At 63.6% G+C, this 20,331-nt stretch carries 20 protein-coding genes; 12 read left to right on the plus strand and 8 right to left on the minus strand.

The window, feature by feature from the left end; genetic code table 11:
- Positions 1-21: 21 nt before the first annotated feature.
- From grxC to ACVWVY_RS04395, 3 genes are read left to right on the plus strand one after another with little or no spacing between them, the layout of a single operon-like run.
- Entirely contained in the window at positions 22-294 is a 273-nt protein-coding gene (gene grxC, locus ACVWVY_RS04385; protein WP_456625228.1) for a glutaredoxin 3, read from the plus strand.
- Entirely contained in the window at positions 291-1,169 is an 879-nt protein-coding gene (locus tag ACVWVY_RS04390; protein WP_456625229.1) for a carbon-nitrogen hydrolase family protein, read from the plus strand. The genes grxC and ACVWVY_RS04390 overlap by 4 nt, the downstream gene beginning before the upstream one ends.
- The gene (locus tag ACVWVY_RS04395; RefSeq protein WP_456625230.1) at positions 1,166-1,639 is read left to right on the plus strand and encodes a DUF1178 family protein; all 474 of its coding nucleotides are present in this window, start codon (positions 1,166-1,168) and stop codon (positions 1,637-1,639) included. The genes ACVWVY_RS04390 and ACVWVY_RS04395 overlap by 4 nt, the downstream gene beginning before the upstream one ends.
- Before the next feature lie 115 nt (positions 1,640-1,754).
- Here ACVWVY_RS04395 and ACVWVY_RS04400 read toward each other — a convergent pair whose 3' ends face one another.
- The 3 genes from ACVWVY_RS04400 to ACVWVY_RS04410 form a co-directional block, all read right to left on the minus strand.
- A complete protein-coding gene (locus ACVWVY_RS04400; protein ID WP_456625231.1) occupies positions 1,755-2,654 on the minus strand; it encodes an EamA family transporter in 900 nt (299 codons plus the stop codon).
- Positions 2,655-2,811: 157 nt separating this feature from the next.
- Positions 2,812-3,579 (minus strand): bifunctional 2-polyprenyl-6-hydroxyphenol methylase/3-demethylubiquinol 3-O-methyltransferase UbiG, encoded by a 768-nt coding sequence (gene ubiG, locus ACVWVY_RS04405; RefSeq protein WP_456625232.1) that lies wholly within the window; start codon positions 3,577-3,579, stop codon positions 2,812-2,814.
- A 3-nt stretch (positions 3,580-3,582) separates the two neighbouring features.
- The gene (locus tag ACVWVY_RS04410; protein ID WP_456625233.1) at positions 3,583-4,062 is read right to left on the minus strand and encodes a PH domain-containing protein; all 480 of its coding nucleotides are present in this window, start codon (positions 4,060-4,062) and stop codon (positions 3,583-3,585) included.
- A 173-nt stretch (positions 4,063-4,235) separates the two neighbouring features.
- Here ACVWVY_RS04410 and ACVWVY_RS04415 point away from each other — a divergent pair, with 173 nt between their 5' ends.
- The 5 genes from ACVWVY_RS04415 (at position 4,236) to ACVWVY_RS04435 (ending at position 11,485) form a co-directional block, all read left to right on the plus strand.
- Positions 4,236-5,489 carry an aspartate kinase gene (locus tag ACVWVY_RS04415; protein WP_456625234.1) on the plus strand — a complete coding sequence of 418 codons (1,254 nt, stop codon included), beginning with the start codon at positions 4,236-4,238 and terminating at the stop codon, positions 5,487-5,489.
- Positions 5,490-5,812: 323 nt separating this feature from the next.
- A complete protein-coding gene (gene ptsP / locus ACVWVY_RS04420; RefSeq protein ID WP_456625235.1) occupies positions 5,813-8,080 on the plus strand; it encodes a phosphoenolpyruvate--protein phosphotransferase in 2,268 nt (755 codons plus the stop codon).
- Between the two features lie 54 nt (positions 8,081-8,134).
- Positions 8,135-9,214 (plus strand): peptide chain release factor 1, encoded by a 1,080-nt coding sequence (gene prfA, locus ACVWVY_RS04425; protein WP_456625236.1) that lies wholly within the window; start codon positions 8,135-8,137, stop codon positions 9,212-9,214.
- Positions 9,215-9,320: 106 nt separating this feature from the next.
- On the plus strand, positions 9,321-10,247 hold the full coding sequence (gene prmC / locus ACVWVY_RS04430) for a peptide chain release factor N(5)-glutamine methyltransferase (RefSeq protein ID WP_456632099.1): 927 nt from the start codon (positions 9,321-9,323) through the stop codon (positions 10,245-10,247).
- Positions 10,248-10,735: 488 nt separating this feature from the next.
- Positions 10,736-11,485 (plus strand): DUF4167 domain-containing protein, encoded by a 750-nt coding sequence (locus ACVWVY_RS04435; protein WP_456625237.1) that lies wholly within the window; start codon positions 10,736-10,738, stop codon positions 11,483-11,485.
- A gap of 175 nt (positions 11,486-11,660) precedes the next feature.
- Here ACVWVY_RS04435 and ACVWVY_RS04440 read toward each other — a convergent pair whose 3' ends face one another.
- On the minus strand, positions 11,661-12,407 hold the full coding sequence (locus ACVWVY_RS04440) for a class I SAM-dependent methyltransferase (RefSeq protein WP_456625238.1): 747 nt from the start codon (positions 12,405-12,407) through the stop codon (positions 11,661-11,663).
- A 153-nt stretch (positions 12,408-12,560) separates the two neighbouring features.
- Here ACVWVY_RS04440 and gloB point away from each other — a divergent pair, with 153 nt between their 5' ends.
- Together gloB and ACVWVY_RS04450 are read left to right on the plus strand one after the other, a co-directional pair.
- A complete protein-coding gene (gloB, locus tag ACVWVY_RS04445) occupies positions 12,561-13,328 on the plus strand; it encodes a hydroxyacylglutathione hydrolase (protein ID WP_456625239.1) in 768 nt (255 codons plus the stop codon).
- On the plus strand, positions 13,328-13,759 hold the full coding sequence (locus ACVWVY_RS04450; RefSeq protein ID WP_456625240.1) for a cupin domain-containing protein: 432 nt from the start codon (positions 13,328-13,330) through the stop codon (positions 13,757-13,759). The genes gloB and ACVWVY_RS04450 overlap by 1 nt, the downstream gene beginning before the upstream one ends.
- Before the next feature lie 87 nt (positions 13,760-13,846).
- On the opposite strand, the gene yddG is transcribed toward ACVWVY_RS04450, so the two are convergent.
- From yddG to ACVWVY_RS04465, 3 genes are all read right to left on the minus strand, one after another.
- Positions 13,847-14,713, minus strand: coding sequence for an aromatic amino acid exporter YddG (yddG, locus tag ACVWVY_RS04455; RefSeq protein ID WP_456625241.1), 867 nt, complete (start codon positions 14,711-14,713; stop codon positions 13,847-13,849).
- A gap of 183 nt (positions 14,714-14,896) precedes the next feature.
- Entirely contained in the window at positions 14,897-15,622 is a 726-nt protein-coding gene (phbB, locus tag ACVWVY_RS04460; protein WP_456625242.1) for an acetoacetyl-CoA reductase, read from the minus strand.
- A 207-nt stretch (positions 15,623-15,829) separates the two neighbouring features.
- Positions 15,830-17,008, minus strand: a complete 1,179-nt coding sequence (locus ACVWVY_RS04465; RefSeq protein WP_456625243.1) for an acetyl-CoA C-acetyltransferase — start codon at positions 17,006-17,008, stop codon at positions 15,830-15,832.
- 305 nt (positions 17,009-17,313) lie between these two features.
- Here ACVWVY_RS04465 and phaR point away from each other — a divergent pair, with 305 nt between their 5' ends.
- Positions 17,314-17,913, plus strand: a complete 600-nt coding sequence (gene phaR / locus ACVWVY_RS04470) for a polyhydroxyalkanoate synthesis repressor PhaR (RefSeq protein WP_212416920.1) — start codon at positions 17,314-17,316, stop codon at positions 17,911-17,913.
- Between the two features lie 207 nt (positions 17,914-18,120).
- Here phaR and ACVWVY_RS04475 read toward each other — a convergent pair whose 3' ends face one another.
- Complete coding sequence (locus tag ACVWVY_RS04475) at positions 18,121-19,812, minus strand: EAL domain-containing protein (RefSeq protein ID WP_456625244.1); 1,692 nt, start codon at positions 19,810-19,812, stop codon at positions 18,121-18,123.
- A 233-nt stretch (positions 19,813-20,045) separates the two neighbouring features.
- Between ACVWVY_RS04475 and ACVWVY_RS04480 the strand changes: the two genes are divergently transcribed.
- Positions 20,046-20,330, plus strand: coding sequence for a hypothetical protein (locus tag ACVWVY_RS04480; protein ID WP_456625245.1), 285 nt, complete (start codon positions 20,046-20,048; stop codon positions 20,328-20,330).
- The last annotated feature ends 1 nt before the right edge of the window (position 20,331 follow it).

Below are 20,331 nucleotides of genomic sequence, written 5' to 3' on the forward strand. Positions count from 1 at the left end.
ACTTCCGAACCAGAGCGCGCCATGACCGCCATTGAAATCTACACCCGCCCGGGCTGCGGCTATTGTACCGCTGCCAAATCGTTGCTGACGCGCAAGAATGCCGCGTTCACCGAATTGAACGTGGCCACCGACCCGGCCTACCGCGAGCAGATGTACGATCGCGCAGGCCACGGCTCGACCTTTCCTCAGATCTTCATCGGTGCAACCCATGTCGGCGGATGCGACGAGCTCTACGCGCTGGATCGCGCGGGCAAGCTCGACGCCATGTTGGCGGGAGAAAAGGCCTCCTCATGAGCGCTGGTTCGACCTTTACCGCCGCCATGGTGCAGATGCGCACCGGGCTGTTGCCCGAGCCGAGCCTCGAGCAAGGCACCAAGCTGATCCGCGAGGCGGCGGCGCAAGGCGCAGACTATGTGCTCACCCCCGAGGTGAGCAACATGATGCAACTGAACCGCAAGGCGCTGTTCGAGCATTTGGTCTCTGAAGAAGACGATCTCTCGCTCATGGCCTATCGCGCGCTGGCGGCGGAATTGAAGATCCATCTCCATATCGGCTCGCTGGCACTGCGCTATTCGCCGGAGCGCGCCGTCAACCGCTCGTTCCTGATCGGGCCTGACGGCAATTTGCTCGCCAGCTACGACAAGATCCATATGTTCGATATCGATCTGCCCGGCGGCGAGAGCTATCGCGAGTCAGCCAATTACCAGCCGGGCGAGACGGCTGTCATCTCCGACCTGCCGTGGGGCCGGATCGGGCTGACGATCTGCTACGACGTACGTTTTCCGGCGCTCTATCGCGCGTTGGCTGAAGCCGGCGCGTCGTTCCTCACCGTGCCCTCAGCCTTCACCAGAAAGACCGGCGAAGCGCATTGGCATACGCTGCTGCGCGCCCGCGCCATCGAGAACGGCTGCTTCGTCTTCGCGGCGGCGCAATGCGGCATGCACGAGAACAAGCGCGAGACCTACGGGCATTCGCTGATCATCGCGCCCTGGGGCGAGATTCTTGCCGAGGGCGGAGTCGAGCCCGGCGTGTTCCTTGCGGAGATCGATACATCCAAGGTCGAGACGGCGCGGAAAACCGTGCCGTCGCTGCAGCATGGCAGGCGCTTCGGTATCGCCGACCCCAAGGCCGGCCCGGAGCATCTGCACCTGGTCCGGGGTTCGGCATGATCCGCTACAACCTTCGCTGCGAGAAGGGCCATGCGTTCGAAAGCTGGTTTCAAAGCTCCGCGGCCTATGAAAGCCAGGAAAAGCGTAAGCTGGTGAGCTGCCCCAACTGCGGCTCGGTGAAGGTCGAGCGCGCCATCATGGCCCCGCAGATCGTGACCAAGAAGGGCCGCGAGGCCGCCGCGCCTGCGCCGGCTGCGCCCGCGGAAGTGACGACGTCATCGGAATCGACGCCGCTGTTGATGGCGCAGGAGCGCGAACTGCGCGCCAAGCTCAAGGAATTGCGCGATCATATCGTGAAGACCGCCGACAATGTCGGCGAGCGCTTCCCCAACGAAGCGCGCAAGATGCACTATGGCGACATCGAGCATCGCCCGATCTACGGCGAGGCCTCGCCGGACGAGGCGCGCGCGCTGATCGACGAGGGCGTCGAGGTTTCCCCGCTGCCGGTGCTGCCGGAAGACCGGAATTGATGCGCGGCGCGAATCCGTAGGGTGGGCAAAGCGAAGCGTGCCCACCATTGTCTCGCGCGATCAAGAATAGTGGGCACGGCGCGAGCGCGCCTTTGCCCACCCTACTAATCCTGAATCAGGCCGCCACCAGCAGCGCAACGCCTGCGACGATCAGCACGATGCCGATCAGCTCCCGCGCCGATATTGGCTGCTTGAACGAATAATACGCCACGGCCTGCGCAAACAGCACCTCAACCAGCGCCAGCGTGCGCACGTTTGCAGCCGCCGTCAGCGCGAACGCCAGAAACCAGAATTGCGAGGCGAACGCGCCCATGAAGCCCGCGAGCATCGAGGGCCGCCACAGTCCCAGAATCTTCCTGAGCACGTCCGGCGCGCGAAACAGGAGGTAGATCGTCAACACCAGTGTCTGCACGAACAGGCCGAACACCAGCGTGTAGGACGCCGCGGTGACGAAGGAGACGCCTGGCACCACGATGACCGCGCCGCGAAAGCCGACGGCCGACAGGGCGAATGCCGCCGCGGCGCCGAGGCCCAGCAGTGTCGGTTTCAGATCCGCAAAGCCCTTCTCGGAGCCAGGTCGTAGCGCGGCGATGACCACGCCGGCGGTCGCGATCAGGATCGCGATCACCTTCAGCACCGTCAAATGGTCGCTGAGAAAGATGAATCCGAAGATCGCAGTCTGGATCGCCTCGGTCTTCAGATAAGCCGTCGTGACCACGAACGAACGGTCATTCATCGCAAGCAGCATCATGCCTGTGCCGACGATCTGGCTCAGCGCGCCCAGCAGCAACCACGGCCAGAACACCGCCGTCGGCCACGGTATGGGGTCGCCGGTCACCGCCACCACGACCGCAAAGAAGATGATCGAGAACGGAAAGCCGAACAGGAAACGGATGTTGGTCGCGCCCCAGGTCCCGAGCGGCCCCGTCAACGACCGCTGCATCGCATTGCGGGCGACCTGGCCCAGCGCAGCGATGATGGTGAAGGGAATCCAGAGTGAGGCGACGGAGAGCATGGGGAGTACCGGCAGGAACCTGCCGCACCGTGCCGGGTGGGATTGGCGCGGTCAACAGGACCGGCGTCATGACAGGATTGCGCGCACGCCACAAAGCTGCTGTCGTCCCTGCGAAAGCAGGGACGACACCGGTTATGTGGCTAGGGCTGGGATCAACTCACGCCCCCTCGGCCACCACCATGTAGTTCACGTCCATGTCGGACGAGATGCTCCATCGGTCGGCGAGCGGGTTATAGACCACGCCGGCCTGCTCGGTGATGGCGAGCTTGTTGTTGGCGAGATGCTGGGCGAGTTCGTCGGGCGTGACGAACTTGTCCCATTGATGGGTACCGCGCGGCAACCAGCGCAGCACATATTCTGCGCCGACGATCGCGAGTGCAAAGCTCTTCCAGTTGCGGTTCAAGGTCGAGACCACCATCAACCCGCCCGGCTTGACCATGGCCGCACAGCGGGAAAGGAAGGCGCCGACATCGGTGACATGCTCGATCACCTCCATCGCCAGCACGATGTCGAAGCGCTCGCGCAGGTCGATCGCCTCGACCGTGGTGCAGCGATAGTCGATCGACAGATGTCCCTTGTCGGCATGCAGCCTGGCGGCGGCAATGTTGGTCGCGGACGGATCGATCCCGATCACCTGCGCGCCCAGCCGCGTGAACGGCTCGCACAGCAGACCTGCGCCGCAACCGATATCGAGGATGCGCAGGCCCGACAGGCAACTCAGGCTCTTGGCGTTGCGATCGAACTTGCGGCATGCGGCGTCGCGGATATAGGCGAGCCGCAGCGGGTTGATCTTGTGCAGCGGGGCCATCTTGCCCTTGGGGTCCCACCACTCGTCGGACAGTTTTGAAAATTTTGCGACTTCGGCCGGGTCGACCGTGGAGCCGGTGCCGGAGAGACTGGCGGAGGAATTTTGCTGCATAGCCATTGTTTACGTACCGGCCGGTCGTGCGGTGATGGCATTGCGAAACGACAGTGGCGAAGCGATCATATCGAGGGTCTTTCCACCCTCGCCGACCCCCAGGACCGTTACGTCGCCGTAGTTGAGAATGCGACCGAGGATGCTCTGGTCGACGTCCACGCTCTCAACCTTGTCGACACTCATCTCGAACGTCTGCCTTTTGACAAAGCCGGTCTTGTGGACGACGCGGAAATTGGTGACGTCGGTCTCGGTGGTCCAGCGATGGAACCAGGCGGTTGCCGTCTTGTACAACGCGGCGACGGCTGCAATCGCCGCCAGCGACAGGCAGATCAGTACGGGTGGGCCCGCCGGCACCAACCCCGAGACCACCAGGAGTACGCCCACTAGAATCCAGCCGATGATCGCCGGCAGGAAAAATATCCAGTGCGCGTTGGTCGAATACAGCACCTTCTCGCCAGGCTGCAGGATGTCGTCGATATACCGGCCCATACGCCCGCCCTGAATTAACCCGCTACTACAGCCATTTGCGCTATTTTGGGCCGAAAACGAAGCTGGTTGCTTGCTCCGGACCGCGCCGCTATGTATACGCCGCTTTCGGCCCGGGCGCTCCACTTTCCGCGCGGGTCACCTTACTTATCCTCACAGGGAATGCACGCGTCGTCATGGGCCGCCTCGTGATGAAATTCGGCGGTACGTCCGTCGCCAATATCGATCGAATCCGCAACGTCGCGCGTCACGTCAAGCGCGAAGTCGACGCCGGACACGATGTCGCTGTCGTCGTGTCGGCCATGTCCGGCAAGACCAACGAGCTCGTGGAATGGTGCCGCGACGCCTCGCCGATGCATGATGCGCGCGAATATGACGCCGTGGTGGCATCGGGCGAACAGGTGACCTCGGGCCTGCTCGCGATCGTGCTGCAGGGCATGGGCATCCAGGCCCGTTCCTGGCAGGGCTGGCAGATCCCGATCAAGACTTCCGACGCCCACGCCTCGGCGCGGATTCTCGAGATCGACGGCACGGAGATCAGCAACCGTTTCGCCGATCGCAAGGAAGTCGCCGTCATCGCCGGCTTTCAGGGCATCAATCCGCAGACCAACCGAATCACCACGCTCGGGCGCGGCGGCTCGGACACCTCGGCGGTGGCCATTGCGGCCGCGATTCGCGCCGACCGCTGCGACATCTATACCGACGTGGACGGCGTCTACACCACCGATCCGCGGGTGGTTCCCAAGGCGCGGCGGCTCGACAAGATCGCGTTCGAGGACATGCTGGAATTGGCCTCGCTGGGCGCCAAGGTCCTGCAGGTGCGCTCGGTGGAACTCGGCATGGTGTACAACATGCCGGTGTTCGTCCGTTCCAGTTTCGACAAGCCCGAGGATATCGACCCCAACGGCACACCGCCGGGCACGCTGATCTGCAGCGAGGAGGAAATCATGGAAAGCCACGTCGTCACCGGCATCGCCTTCACCAAGGACGAAGCCCAGATTTCCCTGCGCCAGATCGAGGACAAGCCGGGCGTGGCCGCCGCGATCTTCGGGCCGCTGGCCGACGCCAACATCAATGTCGACATGATCGTCCAGAACGTCTCCGAGGACGGCAAGACCACCGACCTCACCTTCACCGTTCCGGCCTCCGACTATAACCGCGCCCGAGACACCATCACCTCGTCGAAGGGCAAGATCGGCTATGCCAGGCTCGACAGCGCCACGGACGTCTCCAAGGTCTCGGTGATCGGCAGCGGCATGCGCAGCCATGCCGGCGTCGCGGCAAAGGCGTTCAAGGCGCTATCCGAGCGCAATATCAACATCCGCGCCATTACCACCTCCGAGATCAAGTTTTCGGTACTGATCGACGCCGCCTATACCGAACTTGCGGTGCGAACGCTGCACACGCTCTACGGGCTCGACCAGACTTAGAACGATTTTCTCTCAAATTTAGCGCATGGTCTGATCGCCAAACCGGCGCGTTTTGGCACACCACGCGCTTCGCTGGCGCAGCATCGGCGCTGACACACACGTTATTGGTTCTGGCAGGCGTTTTGCTTGGCAAAACAAGCCTCGATTGGCTATACGGCCTGTGAGGTGGGTTGCCGCAAACTGCGCCACGGTTTGGCGATCCCGATTCGGCCGGGATCAGGTGCCTGCGGCCGCGCCGAATGAATAAAATTGTTGTTTTTCGTGCGTTTCACGCCAGCCGCCGCCACCAGGCGGCCTGGACTCGCGGGGGAGGATACCAGCACATGCGGAGCGCGTCGGGAGGCCCCCGCGTCTTGTTGAGACGGCTCCGCGAAACCATGGCGGAGAAGGTCTCGGCCCAGGAACGCCTGGACAAGATCGTGGTGTTGATCGCGGCCAACATGGTGGCCGAGGTCTGCTCCTGTTATGTGCTGCGCATCGATAACACCCTCGAACTCTATGCCACCGAAGGCCTGAATCGCGACGCGGTGCACCGGACGGTGCTAAACGCGCATGAGGGCCTCGTCGGCCTCGTGTCCAGCGAGGCGAGCCCGCTCAACCTCTCGGACGCGCAAAGCCACCCGGCGTTCTCGTTCCGGCCTGAAACCGGCGAAGAAATCTACCATTCGTTCCTTGGCGTGCCGGTCCTGAGGGCCGGCAACACGCTCGGCGTGCTGGTCGTCCAGAACCGTGCCAAGCGCACCTATGTCGAGGAAGAGGTCGAGGCGCTGCAGACCACCGCCATGGTGCTGGCGGAAATGATCGCCTCCGGCGAATTGGCGGCGCTGGCGCAGCCCGGCGCGGAACCCGCGGCGGGGCATTCCCTGCACAAGACCGGCGCAATCCTGTCCGACGGCATCGCGCTCGGCCATGTCGTGCTGCACGAGCCGCGCGTCGTCATCACCAACTACATCGCCGAAGACCTGCCGAAGGAAATCAAGAAGCTCGACGCGGCGCTGGCCAAGTTGCGCGCCGATCTTGACCGCATGCTGGAGCGCGGCGACGTCGCCGAGGGCGGCGAGCATCGTGACGTGCTGGAAGCCTACCGCATGTTCGCCAACGACCACGGCTGGTCGCACAAATTGCATGAGGCGGTCGCCACCGGCCTCACGGCGGAAGCCGCCGTCGAACGCGTGCAGTCCGATACCCGTGCACGCATGTTGCGCTCGACAGATCCCTATCTGCGCGACCGCCTGCACGATCTGGAAGACCTCGGCCATCGCCTGATGCGGCAATTGGTGGGGCAGGATCATGCGCCGTCGCGTGAGCAGCTTCCCGAGAACGCCATCCTGATCGCACGCGCGATGGGGCCTGCCGCCCTGCTCGACTACGATCGCAAGCGGCTGCGCGGTCTGGTGCTGGAGGAAGGCACCGCAAATTCCCACGTCTCGATCGTGGCGCGCGCGCTCGGCATTCCCGCCGTCGGCGAAGTGCCGAACGCCCCCGGCATCGCCGATCCCGGCGACGCCATCATCGTCGACGGCACTTCGGGCTCGATCTATGTCCGCCCCTCGGCCGAGATCGAATCGGCCTATGCCGAGCGGGTGCGCTTTCGCGCGCGACGGCAGGCGCAGTATGCGGCGCTGCGCGACAGGCCTTGCGTCACCAAGGACGGCCAGCCGGTCGAATTGATGATCAATGCCGGCCTCGTGATCGACCTGCCGCATATCGACGACACCGGCAGCGCCGGCATCGGGCTGTTCCGCACCGAGTTGCAGTTCATGGTCGGCCAGAGCCTGCCGCGCAGCTCGGACCAGCTGGCGCTCTATCGCACGGTGCTGGATGCCGCCGGCTCCAAGCCCGTGACGTTCCGCACCCTCGATATCGGCGGCGACAAGGCACTGCCCTATATGGAGACCGTGGTCGAGGAAAATCCCGCGCTCGGCTGGCGGGCGATCCGGCTCGGGCTGGACCGGCCGGGCTTACTGCGCGGCCAGATCCGCGCGCTGCTGCGGGCCGGCGGCGGCCGCGCGCTGAAGATCATGTTCCCGATGATTTCCGATGTCGCCGAGTTCGACCAGGCCAAGGCGATCGTCGAACGCGAGCTGACCTATCTGCGCCAGCACGGCCATGCGCTGCCGGAACGGATCGACGTCGGCACCATGGTGGAGGTGCCGGCGCTGCTCTATCAGCTCGACGAACTCCTGAAGAAGGTCGATTTCGTTTCCGTCGGATCGAACGACCTGTTCCAGTTCATGTTCGCGGTCGACCGCGGCAACGCCAAGGTTTCCGAGCGGTTCGACACCATGTCGGCACCGATCATGCGTGCGCTGCGCGACATCGTGCGCAAGGCGCAGGCAGCGAACAAGACGGCATCGCTGTGCGGCGAAATGGCCTCCAAGCCGCTCGGCGCGCTGGCGCTGATCGCACTGGGCTACCGCTCGCTGTCGCTGTCGGCCACCGCCCACGGTCCGGTGAAGGCGATGATTCTCGACCTCGACGCCAGGAAGGCCGAGGCGGTCATGATGCCGCTGCTCGAGGCGCCTGCCGGCAGCGTTTCGATCCGGAAGAAACTGACGGAATTCGCGGAAGCCGAGGGGTTGTCGTTGTAGCGAGGCTCTGTCCCGACGACTTAGCCTTTCCTTTCGGTCCTTGAGAACCACGCCATGCTACCCGAAGCCAAACTAGATATCCTGCTCGCTCACCACGCCTCGTTGGAGGCCGAGCTGTTGGGCCAGGTGAATTCCGATAAATACGTCCAGATCACGCGCGAACTCGCCGAACTCAATCCGCTGATCGACGCCGTGAAGACCTACCGCGCCGCACGGGCCGAGATCGCAGATACTGAAACCTTGCTGGCGGATTCCGGCACCGACCCCGAAATGCGTAGCATGGCCGAAGCCGAGCTGGAGACGCTGCAGACACGTGTCGCCGAGCTATCGCAGAAAATTCGCGTGGCGCTGTTGCCGAAGGACGCCATGGACGACCGCAACGTGGTCCTGGAAATCCGCGCCGGCACCGGCGGCGACGAGGCTTCGCTGTTCGCCGGCGACCTGTTCCGGATGTACGAACGCTTCGCCGCCCTGCAGGGCTGGAAGGTCGAGGTGATCTCGGCCTCCGAGGGCACCATGGGCGGCTACAAGGAAATCGTCGCCGAAGTGCAGGGCCGTGGCGCGTTCGCAAAACTGAAATTCGAATCCGGAGTGCACCGCGTGCAGCGTGTGCCCGACACCGAAACGCAGGGGCGCATTCATACGTCAGCGGCTACGGTCGCCGTGCTGCCCGAGGTCGAGGATGTCGATGTCGACATCAAGACCGACGATTTGCGGATCGAGACCATGCGCGCGCAAGGCGCCGGTGGCCAGCACGTCAACAAGACCGAATCCGCGATCCGGATCACCCACATCCCGACCGGCATCGTGGTCATGATGCAGGACAGCCGATCGCAGCATAAGAACCGCGCCTCCGCGATGAACATCCTGCGCTCGCGCATCTATGACGCCGAGCGGCAGCGCGTCGACGCGGCGCGCTCCGCGGACCGCAAGGAGAAAGTCGGCTCCGGCGACCGAAGCGAGCGCATCCGCACCTATAATTTCCCGCAAGGCCGCGTCACCGACCACCGCATCAACCTGACGCTCTACAAATTGCCGCAGGTGATTACGGGCGAAGCGCTGGGCGAATTGACCGATGCGCTGACCACCGAGCACCAGGCCGCGCAGCTTGCTGCACAAGGCGCGGCGGCGTGAGGACCATCCGCCTGTCGTCCCTACGAACGCAGGGACCCATACGCCGCGGCCTCTCGATGTGGGTGGTCGGAGCTGAGACCGCCCATCACAACAACGTCCTGTGGTTATGGGTCCCTGCGTTCGCAGGGACGACATCGAGATTGTGGTGCGCCACGTGAACGATCTTGCCGATCAAACGGTCGAGACCGCGCGGCGTGCCCTCGCCGCGCAGTTCAAATCCGCCTCGATCGAATCCGCCGAACTAGACGCGCGCATTCTGGCAGGCCATGCCCTTGGCCTCGACCTGACCGGCTTGATATCGGCCGCACAGCGCCAACTCACCCCAGACGAATCGGCGCGCCTCGACGATTTCGCCCGCCGCCGCCTCACGGGAGAACCGGTCGCGCGCATCATCGGCGAGAAGGAGTTTTGGGGGCTGCCCTTGCGGCTCTCGGCCGCGACGCTGGTGCCGCGGCCCGACACCGAGACGGTGGTCGAACTGGCGCTGGAACTGTTGCGCGCCGGCGGCCTCGATCGCCCCTTGCGCATCGCCGATCTCGGCACCGGCTCCGGCGCAATCCTGCTGGCGCTGCTGTCCGAGTTGCCGGCGGCGACAGGATTCGGGACCGACATTGCAGACGATGCCCTGCAAACCGCCGCCGCCAATGCCGCGCGCGCGCGCCTCTCCGATCGCGCAACGTTCATCGCGTGCGATTATGCAACCGGACTAAGCGGCCCGTTCGATCTGATCGTGTCGAATCCGCCCTATGTCCGCACCATGGACATCGACGGTCTGGCGGCGGAGGTTCGAAATCACGATCCGCTGGCCGCACTCGATGGCGGCGCCGACGGGCTCGACGCCTACCGCGCGCTGATTCCGCAGGCGGCGCGCCTTTTGGCGCCGGGCGGCCATCTTGTCGTGGAAGCCGGGCAAGGCCAAAGCGGGCCCATTGAAGCTTTTATGACGAATGCCGGGTTAACGCCTGCGACCACCCCCAAAGCCGATCTGGCGGGCATTCCCCGGGCCGTCGCGGGCCACAAAATGGCCCGATAAAGTCCTTTTGGAACGCAAAAAAACCCCTTGGAATATTGCCCGGGAGCGACTACGTTCCGTCCACAACGTCGGTCCAGGGTCGCTGGCCCCGTAGGTTTCACGGGTGGAGGCCAGAGTTCTCGAAACGAGAGCCCGCCGAGTGAAAGGTTCCAAAACGCAGGTCGAATTGAGCGCAATAGCTGGAGCTGTGCTGCTCTTGACCGCAAAGCGAACGAAAGCCTGATATTGCGCTTGAAGACTTACGCAACAGCTGATCACGCGAAGCCGTCACGCAAGACGATCGGGCTGGTTTTGGCAGGCTGAATGATTTGGTCCGGCAGGCGAATGTACGCCGCCGGTTGGGGAACGCGTCTTTGTTGAACGCGATGGTTGGCGAAATCGACGACATGAATCTGAACGGCATCGTGATTCGGCGCGTCCGAGCGCGCCGGGTCGGATCAGGCTACGACGGCAACTGCATAACTTCAGGGCTGGAATAAAGGCGAGACATGAGAAACGGTCAGAACAACAAGCGGATGCGTAACCGGAATAACAACAACAATAGCAACAACAACAATAATAACCGGCGCGGTCAAAACCCGATGACCCGGGTGTTCGAATCGAACGGACCCGATATCAAAATCCGCGGCACCGCCTCGCACGTCGCCGAAAAATACGTTCAGCTGGCGCGTGACGCGCGCTCTTCCGGCGATCCGGTGGCGGCCGAGAACTATTACCAGCACGCCGAGCATTATTTCCGCCTGATCGCAGCCGCGCAGGAGCAGTTCCGGCAGAACCAGCCGCAACCGCGCATCGACAACGAAGCTCAGCCGGCGACGGAAGACGGCGACGACGAGGGCGAGAGCTTCTCGCATTTCGGCCAGGAGCCGGGCTTCGTTCCGCAACAGCCGCAACCCTTCATCCGCGACAACAATCCGCGCGAGCAGCGCGGTGACAGTCAGCCCTACCGCGACCAGCAGCCGCGCGAACACCATCGCGAACGCGAGCACCGTCCGCAGCCGCAATATCAGCCGCAACCCCAGCCACAGCCGGTGATTGCCGATACCGGCGGCGTCGATCGCCTGCCCTCCTTCATCACCGGCCCGCAGCCGCAGGTGAATGGCGCACCCGGCGGATATGAAGAAGGCCGTGGCGGCGAGCGTTTCCCGCGCCGGCGCCGCCGGCCGCATGGCCCGCGTCCCGAGGGCATGGCCGCGCCGGCCGCCCCCAGCGAAGATTTCAATCCGGGGAATGAGTAGGTAGTTCACTCACGATCGTCGTCCCTGCGAACGCAGGGACCACTAGCGTGAGCGCAATTGCGCTCATCGCGTCGCTGCGGCTTTCATTTTGAAGCACGCAGGTTGACGACCTTTTTAAATGACTACTGACGGTGGTTATGGGTCCCCGCGTTCGCGGGGACGACAAACCGAGAGACTACGCCTTATCCCTTGTCGCCGTCGACGACGGCACCAGCACCGGCTCCAGCGACGGAATCAACCGCGTGCGCTCGCGGCCCGCAGGGATCGCGCGATAGACCTGTTTGGTCGCCTCCACGATATGCACGCCGGCGAACGGCAACGACAGTGCTGCTCCAACGCGCTCCCACGCCACGGCCGAGCGCAGGAACCAGCTATTGCCGACCGGAGGCAGGAAGAGCGCCTCGCCCCACGAGGCCGGGGTAAACCATGTCTGGCGCAGCAACTGCGTGATCTGCGCGCGCGAATAGGGCCGGCCGTGACCGAACGGCGTATTGTCGGTGCGCGTCCACACGCCGCGCCGGTTCGGAATCACCGCGATCAGGCGGCCCGACGGCGCCAGCACCCGCCACACTTCGCGCAGCAGGCGCTCCGGATCGTCGGACATTTCCAGCGCGTGAACCATCAGGATGCGGTCCACCGCGGCGTCCGGCAGCGGCATTGAGAACTCATCGATCAGGGTCGCCAGCGCGGGCCGCGCCGTCGGCCATTTCAGCACGCCCTGCGCCGCCGGCATGAAGGCGATGCAGCGTTCGGAATCCTCGCGAAACAGGCCGAGATAGGGCGTCGGGTAGCCGAGCCCGAGCACGCGCTGCCCCGTCGCGTCGGGCCAGCGCGCCCGGATGCCGCGGTTGATCAGTTGCCGCGCCACGATGCCGAGGCGCTTCGAATAGAAATCGCGGAGATCGATGACGTCGATGGTCATGAGCGCAATCTACCACACCGTGTTTCATTGCGGCGCGCTGAAAATGGCATTGCCGCGCAAGCGTTAACGCCATATTTCTGGGGAATTGGAGCACGATCCGGTAAAGTGGAAACCGGTTTTCAAGGCGCCGAAAGCCTTAACCACGGAGCTATCATGGCCGCGGAAATTCGCACATTCACCTGCCTCAACGACAATTTCGGCTATTTGATCCACGATCCTGCGACCAAGGCCACTGCATCGATCGACGCGCCGGAAGCCGCCCCGATCATCAAGGCGCTGGAGCGCGAGGGCTGGACGCTGACGGATATTCTCGTCACGCACCACCATCACGACCATGTCGGCGGCGTCGCCGAACTGAAGCAGAAATATAATTGCCGGGTCATAGCCCCCAACGACAAGTCCACCAAGATCGCCAATGTCGACCTGCGCACGGCCCATGGCGATGTGATCAAGGTGGGCAGCCTGCTGGCGCGGGTGCTGGAAACGCCCGGCCATACGCTCGATCATATCTCCTACGTGTTCGATACCGAAAAGGCGGTGTTTGCCGCCGACACGCTGTTCTCGATCGGCTGCGGCCGGGTGTTCGAAGGCACCTATCCGATGATGTGGGATTCGCTGTTGAAGCTGCGCGCGCTACCCGACGATTTCAAACTCTATTGCGGTCACGAGTATACGGCGTCGAACGTCAAGTTCGCGCTCACGGTCGATGGCGACAACCCCGCGCTGAAGGCGCGCGCCGAGGAAGTGACGCGGCTGCGCGCCGAGAACAAGCCGACGATCCCGGTGCTGCTGGGTGAGGAGAAGAAAGCCAACGTCTTCCTGCGCGCCGACGAACCGTCGGTGGCGGCCAAGCTGCACATGAAGGGCGCGAGTGCTGAAAAGGTGTTCGGCGAGCTCCGCGAACGCAAGAACAAGTCCTGATGACACTGCCGAAAGAAGCCGCCGAGATCGTCGCGCGGCTCGACCTGAAGCCGCATCCGGAAGGCGGCCACTATCGCGAGACGTTTCGCGATATCAGCGTGGACGCCGATGGACGTTCGCGATCGACCGCGATCTATTTTCTGCTTGCACGCGGCGAACGCTCGCACTGGCATCGCATCGATGCCGTGGAGACGTGGCACTATTACGCGGGCAGCGCGCTGACGCTGGAAATCGCTGATGATAACGGGCAGCGCAGCCTGATGCTCGGCCCCGATCTCGCCGCCGGTGAAGCGCCGCAGGCGATCGTGCCGCCGCATGCCTGGCAGGCCGCCGAGAGCAATGGCGACTGGACGCTGGTCGGTTGCACGGTGGCACCCGGGTTCGAGTTTTCGAAGTTTGAATTAGCGCCGATGGATTGGGAGCCTACGTGAAGTCTGTAGGGTGGGCAAAGCGCAGCGTGCCCACCATCTATCCACACACGTATCTTTGAATGGTGGGCACGCTTCGCTTTGCCCACCCTACTTCCTCCAAACCATATCCTTGGCCGCGATCAATCCGCCACCCGCGATCAGCACCGCTGCGATCGCAATCGTCGCGGTCGGCTGCGCAAAGCCCGCAAAAATCAGAAACGCAGTCGAGAGCAACGGCGTCGCGTAGGACGCGGCGCCGAGTACACGGATATCGCCGCGCTTCATGCCGATGTCCCAGACGAAGAACGCGGCGCCAACAGGACCAACGCCGAGCGCAATAATAGCCAGCCACTGCCCGACGGTCTCAGGCCACACCGTGGTCTCGACCATGCCATGCACGAGCGCGGCCAGCAGCGCGGTGGCGAGACAGAAGCCGGCCACCGCGTCGGTCGGTACCGCCTTGAGCTTGCGCGACATCACCGAATAGGCGGCCCACACAAAGGCGGCAACGAAGGCTGCGGCCAGGCCCGGTATCTGGCCAGGCGCATAGCTCGCGCCATTGCCGGCGAACAGCAACACGGTGCCGGCAAGCCCGAGCAGCGCGCCGATGATGTGATGCGGCGCCAATCGCTCGCCCGGCAACAGCGAGGAGAAAAGCACGATCAGAAGTGGCCAGAGATAGTTCAGCAGACCCGCTTCCGCAGGCGGCGCGAACCGAAGCGCGAGGAAATACAGTGCGTGATAGCCAAACAGGCCGCCGACGCCAACGACCCAGGCGACCAGCGGCTGCCTGAGCGCGTTGAAGGCGGCGGGCCGGAATAGGAAGCTAGCGAAGGCGACCAGCGCGCCGATCCCGAACGTCATGGCCGCGAGCTGGAACGCCGGGATCTTTCCGGTCGCAACCGTCAACACCGACAGCAGCGACCACATCAGGATCGCGGTCAGTCCGATCAGCGTAGCGGCACGGGGAGTCATGGGTTCGGCAATGACCGGCTTCTTCCGTCATGGCCGGGTTTATCCCGGCCATCCACGTCCTTTTCGTTGGATGGTTTTAAAGACGTGGATGCCCGGGACATCTAGCGCGAAAACGCGCCTCTGCCCGGGCATAACGCCTCATTCGATCCGTGGTGCCTCGCCCGTCACAATGACGAGACAAGATCACACCATGTACTGCCCGCCATTGACCGTCATCGTCGAGCCGGTGATGCCGCCGGCCTCGTCGGCGGCGAGGAACACCACCGCGCGGGCGATTTCCTCGGGCTCGCCGAGGCGGTTGACCGGGATCAACGGCAGGATGCTTTTCTCCAGCACGTCCTTCGGCACCGCCTGCACCATTTCGGTGTTGATGTAGCCGGGGCAGATCGCGTTCACGGTGATGCCACCCTTGGCGTTCTCCAGTGCCAGGGCCTTGGTGAAGCCGATGTCGCCGGCCTTGGCCGCGGAATAGTTGACCTGGCCGAACTGGCCCTTCTGGCCATTGATCGAGGAGATATTGATGACGCGGCCGAATTTACGGGCGCGCATGCCCTCGATCACCGGGCGCGTCATGTTGAACAGCGAGCCGAGATTGGTGTTGATCACTGCGTTCCACTGATCCAGCGTCATCTTGTGGAAGGCGCCGTCCTTGGTGATGCCGGCATTGTTGACGAGCACGTCGACCGGACCGAGGTCGCCTTCGACCTTCTTGATGCCTTCGGCGCAGGCGTCGAACGAGCTGACGTCCCATTTGTAGACGGGGATGCCGGTTTCCGATTTGAATTTTTCGGCGGCGGCGTCGTTGCCGGCGTAGCTCGCCGCCACCTTGTAGCCCGCAGCCTTCAGCGCCTTGCTAATCGCAGCGCCAATGCCTCGCGTACCCCCCGTAACCAATGCAACACGTGCCATGTCGTAGTCCTCCTTGGTGGTCTTCTTTGTAAGCCGGAATTGTCCCGGTCTTTTGACGAAGCTCAGCCTTAGGTTTGAAAGCGTCGTTGGAAAACGCTTACAGAGATGAAAATGCCCGGCGCGAGACCGGGCATTTCATCTTTAACAATTCGAGCCGCGGTTGCGAGATGATCTTTTCATCATTCAACCAGTCACTCTGCCTTTAGTTCAGTCGCGTGCAATGCACATCGCGATGCCCATGCCGCCGCCGATGCACAGCGTGGCGAGGCCCTTCTTGGCGTCGCGCTTCTGCATCTCGTGCAGCAGCGTCACCAGCACGCGCGCGCCGGATGCGCCGACCGGGTGGCCGATCGCGATCGCGCCGCCATTGACGTTGACCTTGCCGGTATCCCAACCGAGATCCTTGTTGACCGCGCAGGCCTGCGCTGCGAACGCCTCGTTGGCCTCGATCAAATCGAGGTCGGCAATGTTCCAGCCGGCCTTCTTCAGCGCGGCGCGGGAAGCCGGGATCGGCCCGGTGCCCATGATCTTGGGATCGACGCCAGCCTGACCCCACGACACGATGCGGCCGAGTACTTTCTTGCCTTCCTTGGCGGCCTGCTTGGCGGTCATCAGCACCACCACGCCGGCGCCGTCATTGATGCCGGACGCGCTGCCGGCGGTGACGGTGCCGTCCTTCTCGAAGGCCGGCTTCAGCTTCGCCATCGCGTCGATGGTGGCGCCATGGCGCGGATATTCGTCGTCGCTGACGATGATGTCGCCCTTGCGGGTCTTGATGGTGACGGGGACGATCTCGTCCTTGAACTTGCCGGCCTTCTGCGCGGCCTCGGCCTTGTTCTGCGAGTGAACCGCGAACTCGTCCTGCTGCGCGCGGGTGATCTGGTACTGCCGGGCGACGTTCTCGGCGGTGTTGCCCATGTGGTAGCCGTTGAAGGCATCCCAGAGGCCGTCCTTGATCATGGTGTCGACCAGTTCGAGGCCGCCCATCTTGACGCCGCCGCGCAGATATTGCGCGTGCGGGGCCATGCTCATGGATTCCTGGCCGCCGGCGACCACGATTTCCGAATCGCCATTGAGCAGAGCCTGATAGCCGAGCGCCACCGTGCGCAGGCCGCTACCGCAGAGCTGGTTGACGCCCCAGGCCGGGCTTTCCACCGGAATGCCGGCGGCGATCGAGGCCTGGCGGGCCGGGTTCTGGCCCTGGGCCGCGGTCAAAATCTGGCCCATGATGACTTCGGAGACGCGGCCCGGCTCGATGCCAGCCCGCTCCAGCGCTGCCTTGATGGCGATGGCGCCGAGGTCATGCGCCGGGGTGGTGGCGAATGCGCCGTTGAAGCTGCCGACCGGGGTGCGGGCGGCGCTGACGATGACGACATCGTCTGACATGGACATCTCCTGAGGTTGAGGTTTCTTTTTGACGGCGGGCGGCCGGATGGCGTGCCTGTCTCTCACCTTATCCTGTTAACCCCGTTGACCCATGTCAATCGGCCAAGGCCTAAATTCCTTCCGCGGCGCATTCAAATTAATCCTCGCGAAGGTTTCCATAGCAGCGTCCATGCCTTGGAATTAACCGTGCCGCACAAAACGGTAGCCGAACCGCATTGAAAATGCTTACTTTGCTGCGTTGCGTTGCTCGTCTGCCCGCCGGCGATGCCGTCGGGTTCCCCGCTCTCGGTGTATTGTGTGAGCTTATGGCAAAGTCAGACCAACCTACGACCATCAAGAAGTACGCCAACCGGCGGCTCTATAATACCGGCACCAGCACCTATGTGACGCTCGAGGATCTCGCGGCGATGGTGAAGGATGGCGAGGATTTTCTCGTCTATGACGCCAAGACCGGCGACGACATTACCCGCTCGGTGCTGGCGCAAATCATTTTCGAACAGGAAAACAAGGCCGGCCAGAATCTGTTGCCCACCACTTTCCTGCGCCAATTGATTCGCTTCTACGGCGACAGCATGCAGATGGTGGTGCCGAAATATCTGGAACAGTCGATCGACACGCTGACGCGCGAACAGGAAAAATTCCGCAAGCAGCTCACCAACACATTCAGTGGAACGCCGTTTGCGCCACTCGAGGAACATGTCCGCCGCAACATGGAATTGTTTCAGCAGACGTTCTCGATGTTCAAGCCGTTCGTGCCGCCGCGCGCCGGATCGACGTCGTCCGAGCCGGAGAAGGCGCCGGAGCCGGCGCCCGACGAAGACAATATCGATGATCTTCGCCGCCAGATGAAGGACATGCAGGAACGCCTCGAGCGCATGTCGAAAGAGCCGAAGAAGGAAGAGTAGAGCTCTTCGGCCCCCTCTCCGCTGTCGTCCCTGCGAACGCGGGGACCCATACCGCGTGATCTATCGATGATGCACGGTGGTTGACGCTCTGCTGCGTTCGGCATCCGCTGTCGATTGCTGCGACAAAGCTTCTTGCAGTGTGCCCATTTCCACAGCCGCGGCGTATGGGTCCCTGCGAACGCAGGGACGACGGGCGGAAAGAGCTAGCTAACCCGCCGCAGGCAGCGCCGTATCACCCGCCACAGCCCACGGCCGTTCCGGCGAGGCCAGCCCGATCAGGCGGCCCTGGATGTAGTCGCAGCCCCATTCGCGCAGCATCACGGCGGCTTCCTCGTCCTGCACCCATTCCGCCACCGTCTTGATCTGCAGGCGGTTCGCCAGATCGATCAGCGTATGCACGAAGGCGCGATCGTCCGCGGAGCGTGCGATGTTCTGCACGAAGGCGCCGTCGATCTTGACGATATCGACGCCGAGCTTGCGCAAATTTCGGAACGAAGTGTAGCCGGCGCCGAAATCGTCGATCGCGATCTGGCTGCCGAAATTCTTCAAGCGGGTCACGAAGCCTCGGACATCGTCGATATCCTGGATCGCAACCGTTTCGGTGATTTCGACGATTAGCCGCTCGCCGGCGCCGGGATAGGCCAGCATCAGCGATTCGATTCCGGTCCACCAATCCGGGTCCATGGTGGTGTCGGGCGAGATGTTGAGGCTGAGCCGCACGTTCGGCGACGCCGCAAGTTCGGCGACCGCGAGTTCGAGCACGCGGTGGTCGACCAGCCGGATCAGCCCCAATCGCTCGGCGACCGGAACGATGTCGGGGGCCAGCAGCGCCTGCCCGTCCTCCTGCTCCATCCGCACCAGGCACTCGTAGAACGCCGGCTGCCGCGAGCGCGCTTCGACCACCGGCTCGAACGCCGCGACGATGCGGCGCTCGTTCAGCGCGGTGACGATCTCGTCGGTGACGCGGATGTTGACGCGGCGCTGCGCATCGCGTTCGACATTCGGGCGCCACAGCGCGAACGAACCGGCGCGGCGGCGCTTGGCGCCATCGAGCGTTTCCTGGGCGCGGTTGACAGCCTCATCGGCATTGCGGGCGTAGCGCGGGACGGTGATCGCGCCGATCGAGGCCGTCACCGAGACGGGGCCGGATTTGGTCGGGATCACCTCGTCGCGGATTCCCGCGAGGAAGCGCTCGGCGGCGGTATTGGTGTCGTCGACCGTACAATTTCGCAAGACCAGCCCGAACTTGTTGCCGGAGAACCGGCCGAGCACGTCGCCGCCGCGCAGTTTGGCGCGGATGCGTTTTCCGACCTCGGCGATCACGGCGTCCGCTACGTCGAAGCCGAAGGCGTCGTTGACGCGCGCCAGATGATCGATGCCGATCAGCATGAAGGCGGAGGACGATCGGAAACGCATAGTTTCTTCGATCGTTTCCGCCAGCGAGGCGACGAGATGCGTGCGATTGAGTTCACCGGTCAGCGGATCGTGCCGCGAAAGCCGCATCAGCTGTTCGTCGCGGGCGTGGCGCTCGTTGTTGACGCGGACGATGCCTTGCGCCCGCACCGGCTTGCCGTCCGGCCCTGCAAACCAGCAACCGGTCTCCTCGATCCAAATCATGGGCGCGGAGGCCGCGGCCCGTATGCCATATTCGATCCGGTAGGCGACACCTTCGTCACCCCGCGCGGGCGCCGATTGAGCGAGCGCCTCGTTGCGGATCGAACGGGAGGGCTCGATCAGCCTGGCGAAGCCGGAGCCGCTGGCCAGCGCCTCCGCCGGAATATCGGTGAAGACCGCGCCGGCATTGTCGCTCCAGACCATGGTGTCCGCTGTCAGGTCCCAGAGGAAGGCCGCCTGACCTAGCGAGGCAAGGATGCTGGAGGCTTGCGGGACAGGGGGCATCAGGACGCCTCGATTCGGGACACCGTGGGTGATTCCCATCGCCTGAGGATAGTGGCTCATTCGAAGACGAGACTAGGCCAAGTTCATAAATAATCCGGAAACCATGATTCACGGACCTCCAAAACCGGTGGGAACGAATCGGGAGGGCGCGGCATAGGGCTTGCGAAGTCAGATCGCAGTGGGGCGTAATGTCCCGAAACGTGACAGTTAACCGGTTACGGTTACGGTGTGCGATGCTGGATATCGATCGATCAGACGAAATTTTGGACGGCGAGTTCGTCAACCTCGACGAGCCGGCCTGCACCGAGCTGGTGCCGGTGACCCAGTCCGTGCACTGGTCGACCAGATCGGCGCCGCGGCCCGATCCAACCTTCGTCGCCCAGCTGATCGCGACCGCCGACCAGGCGCCGCAAACCTGCCGCCTGCGGCGGGCTTCGCTGGCGGATGCGCAGACGGCCTATGGCGCCAGCCAGATCCGGCGTTGCGGCACCGGCTTCCGGACGCGGCAAACCATCTAGA

Source organism: Bradyrhizobium sp. URHC0002 (genome assembly GCF_054059515.1).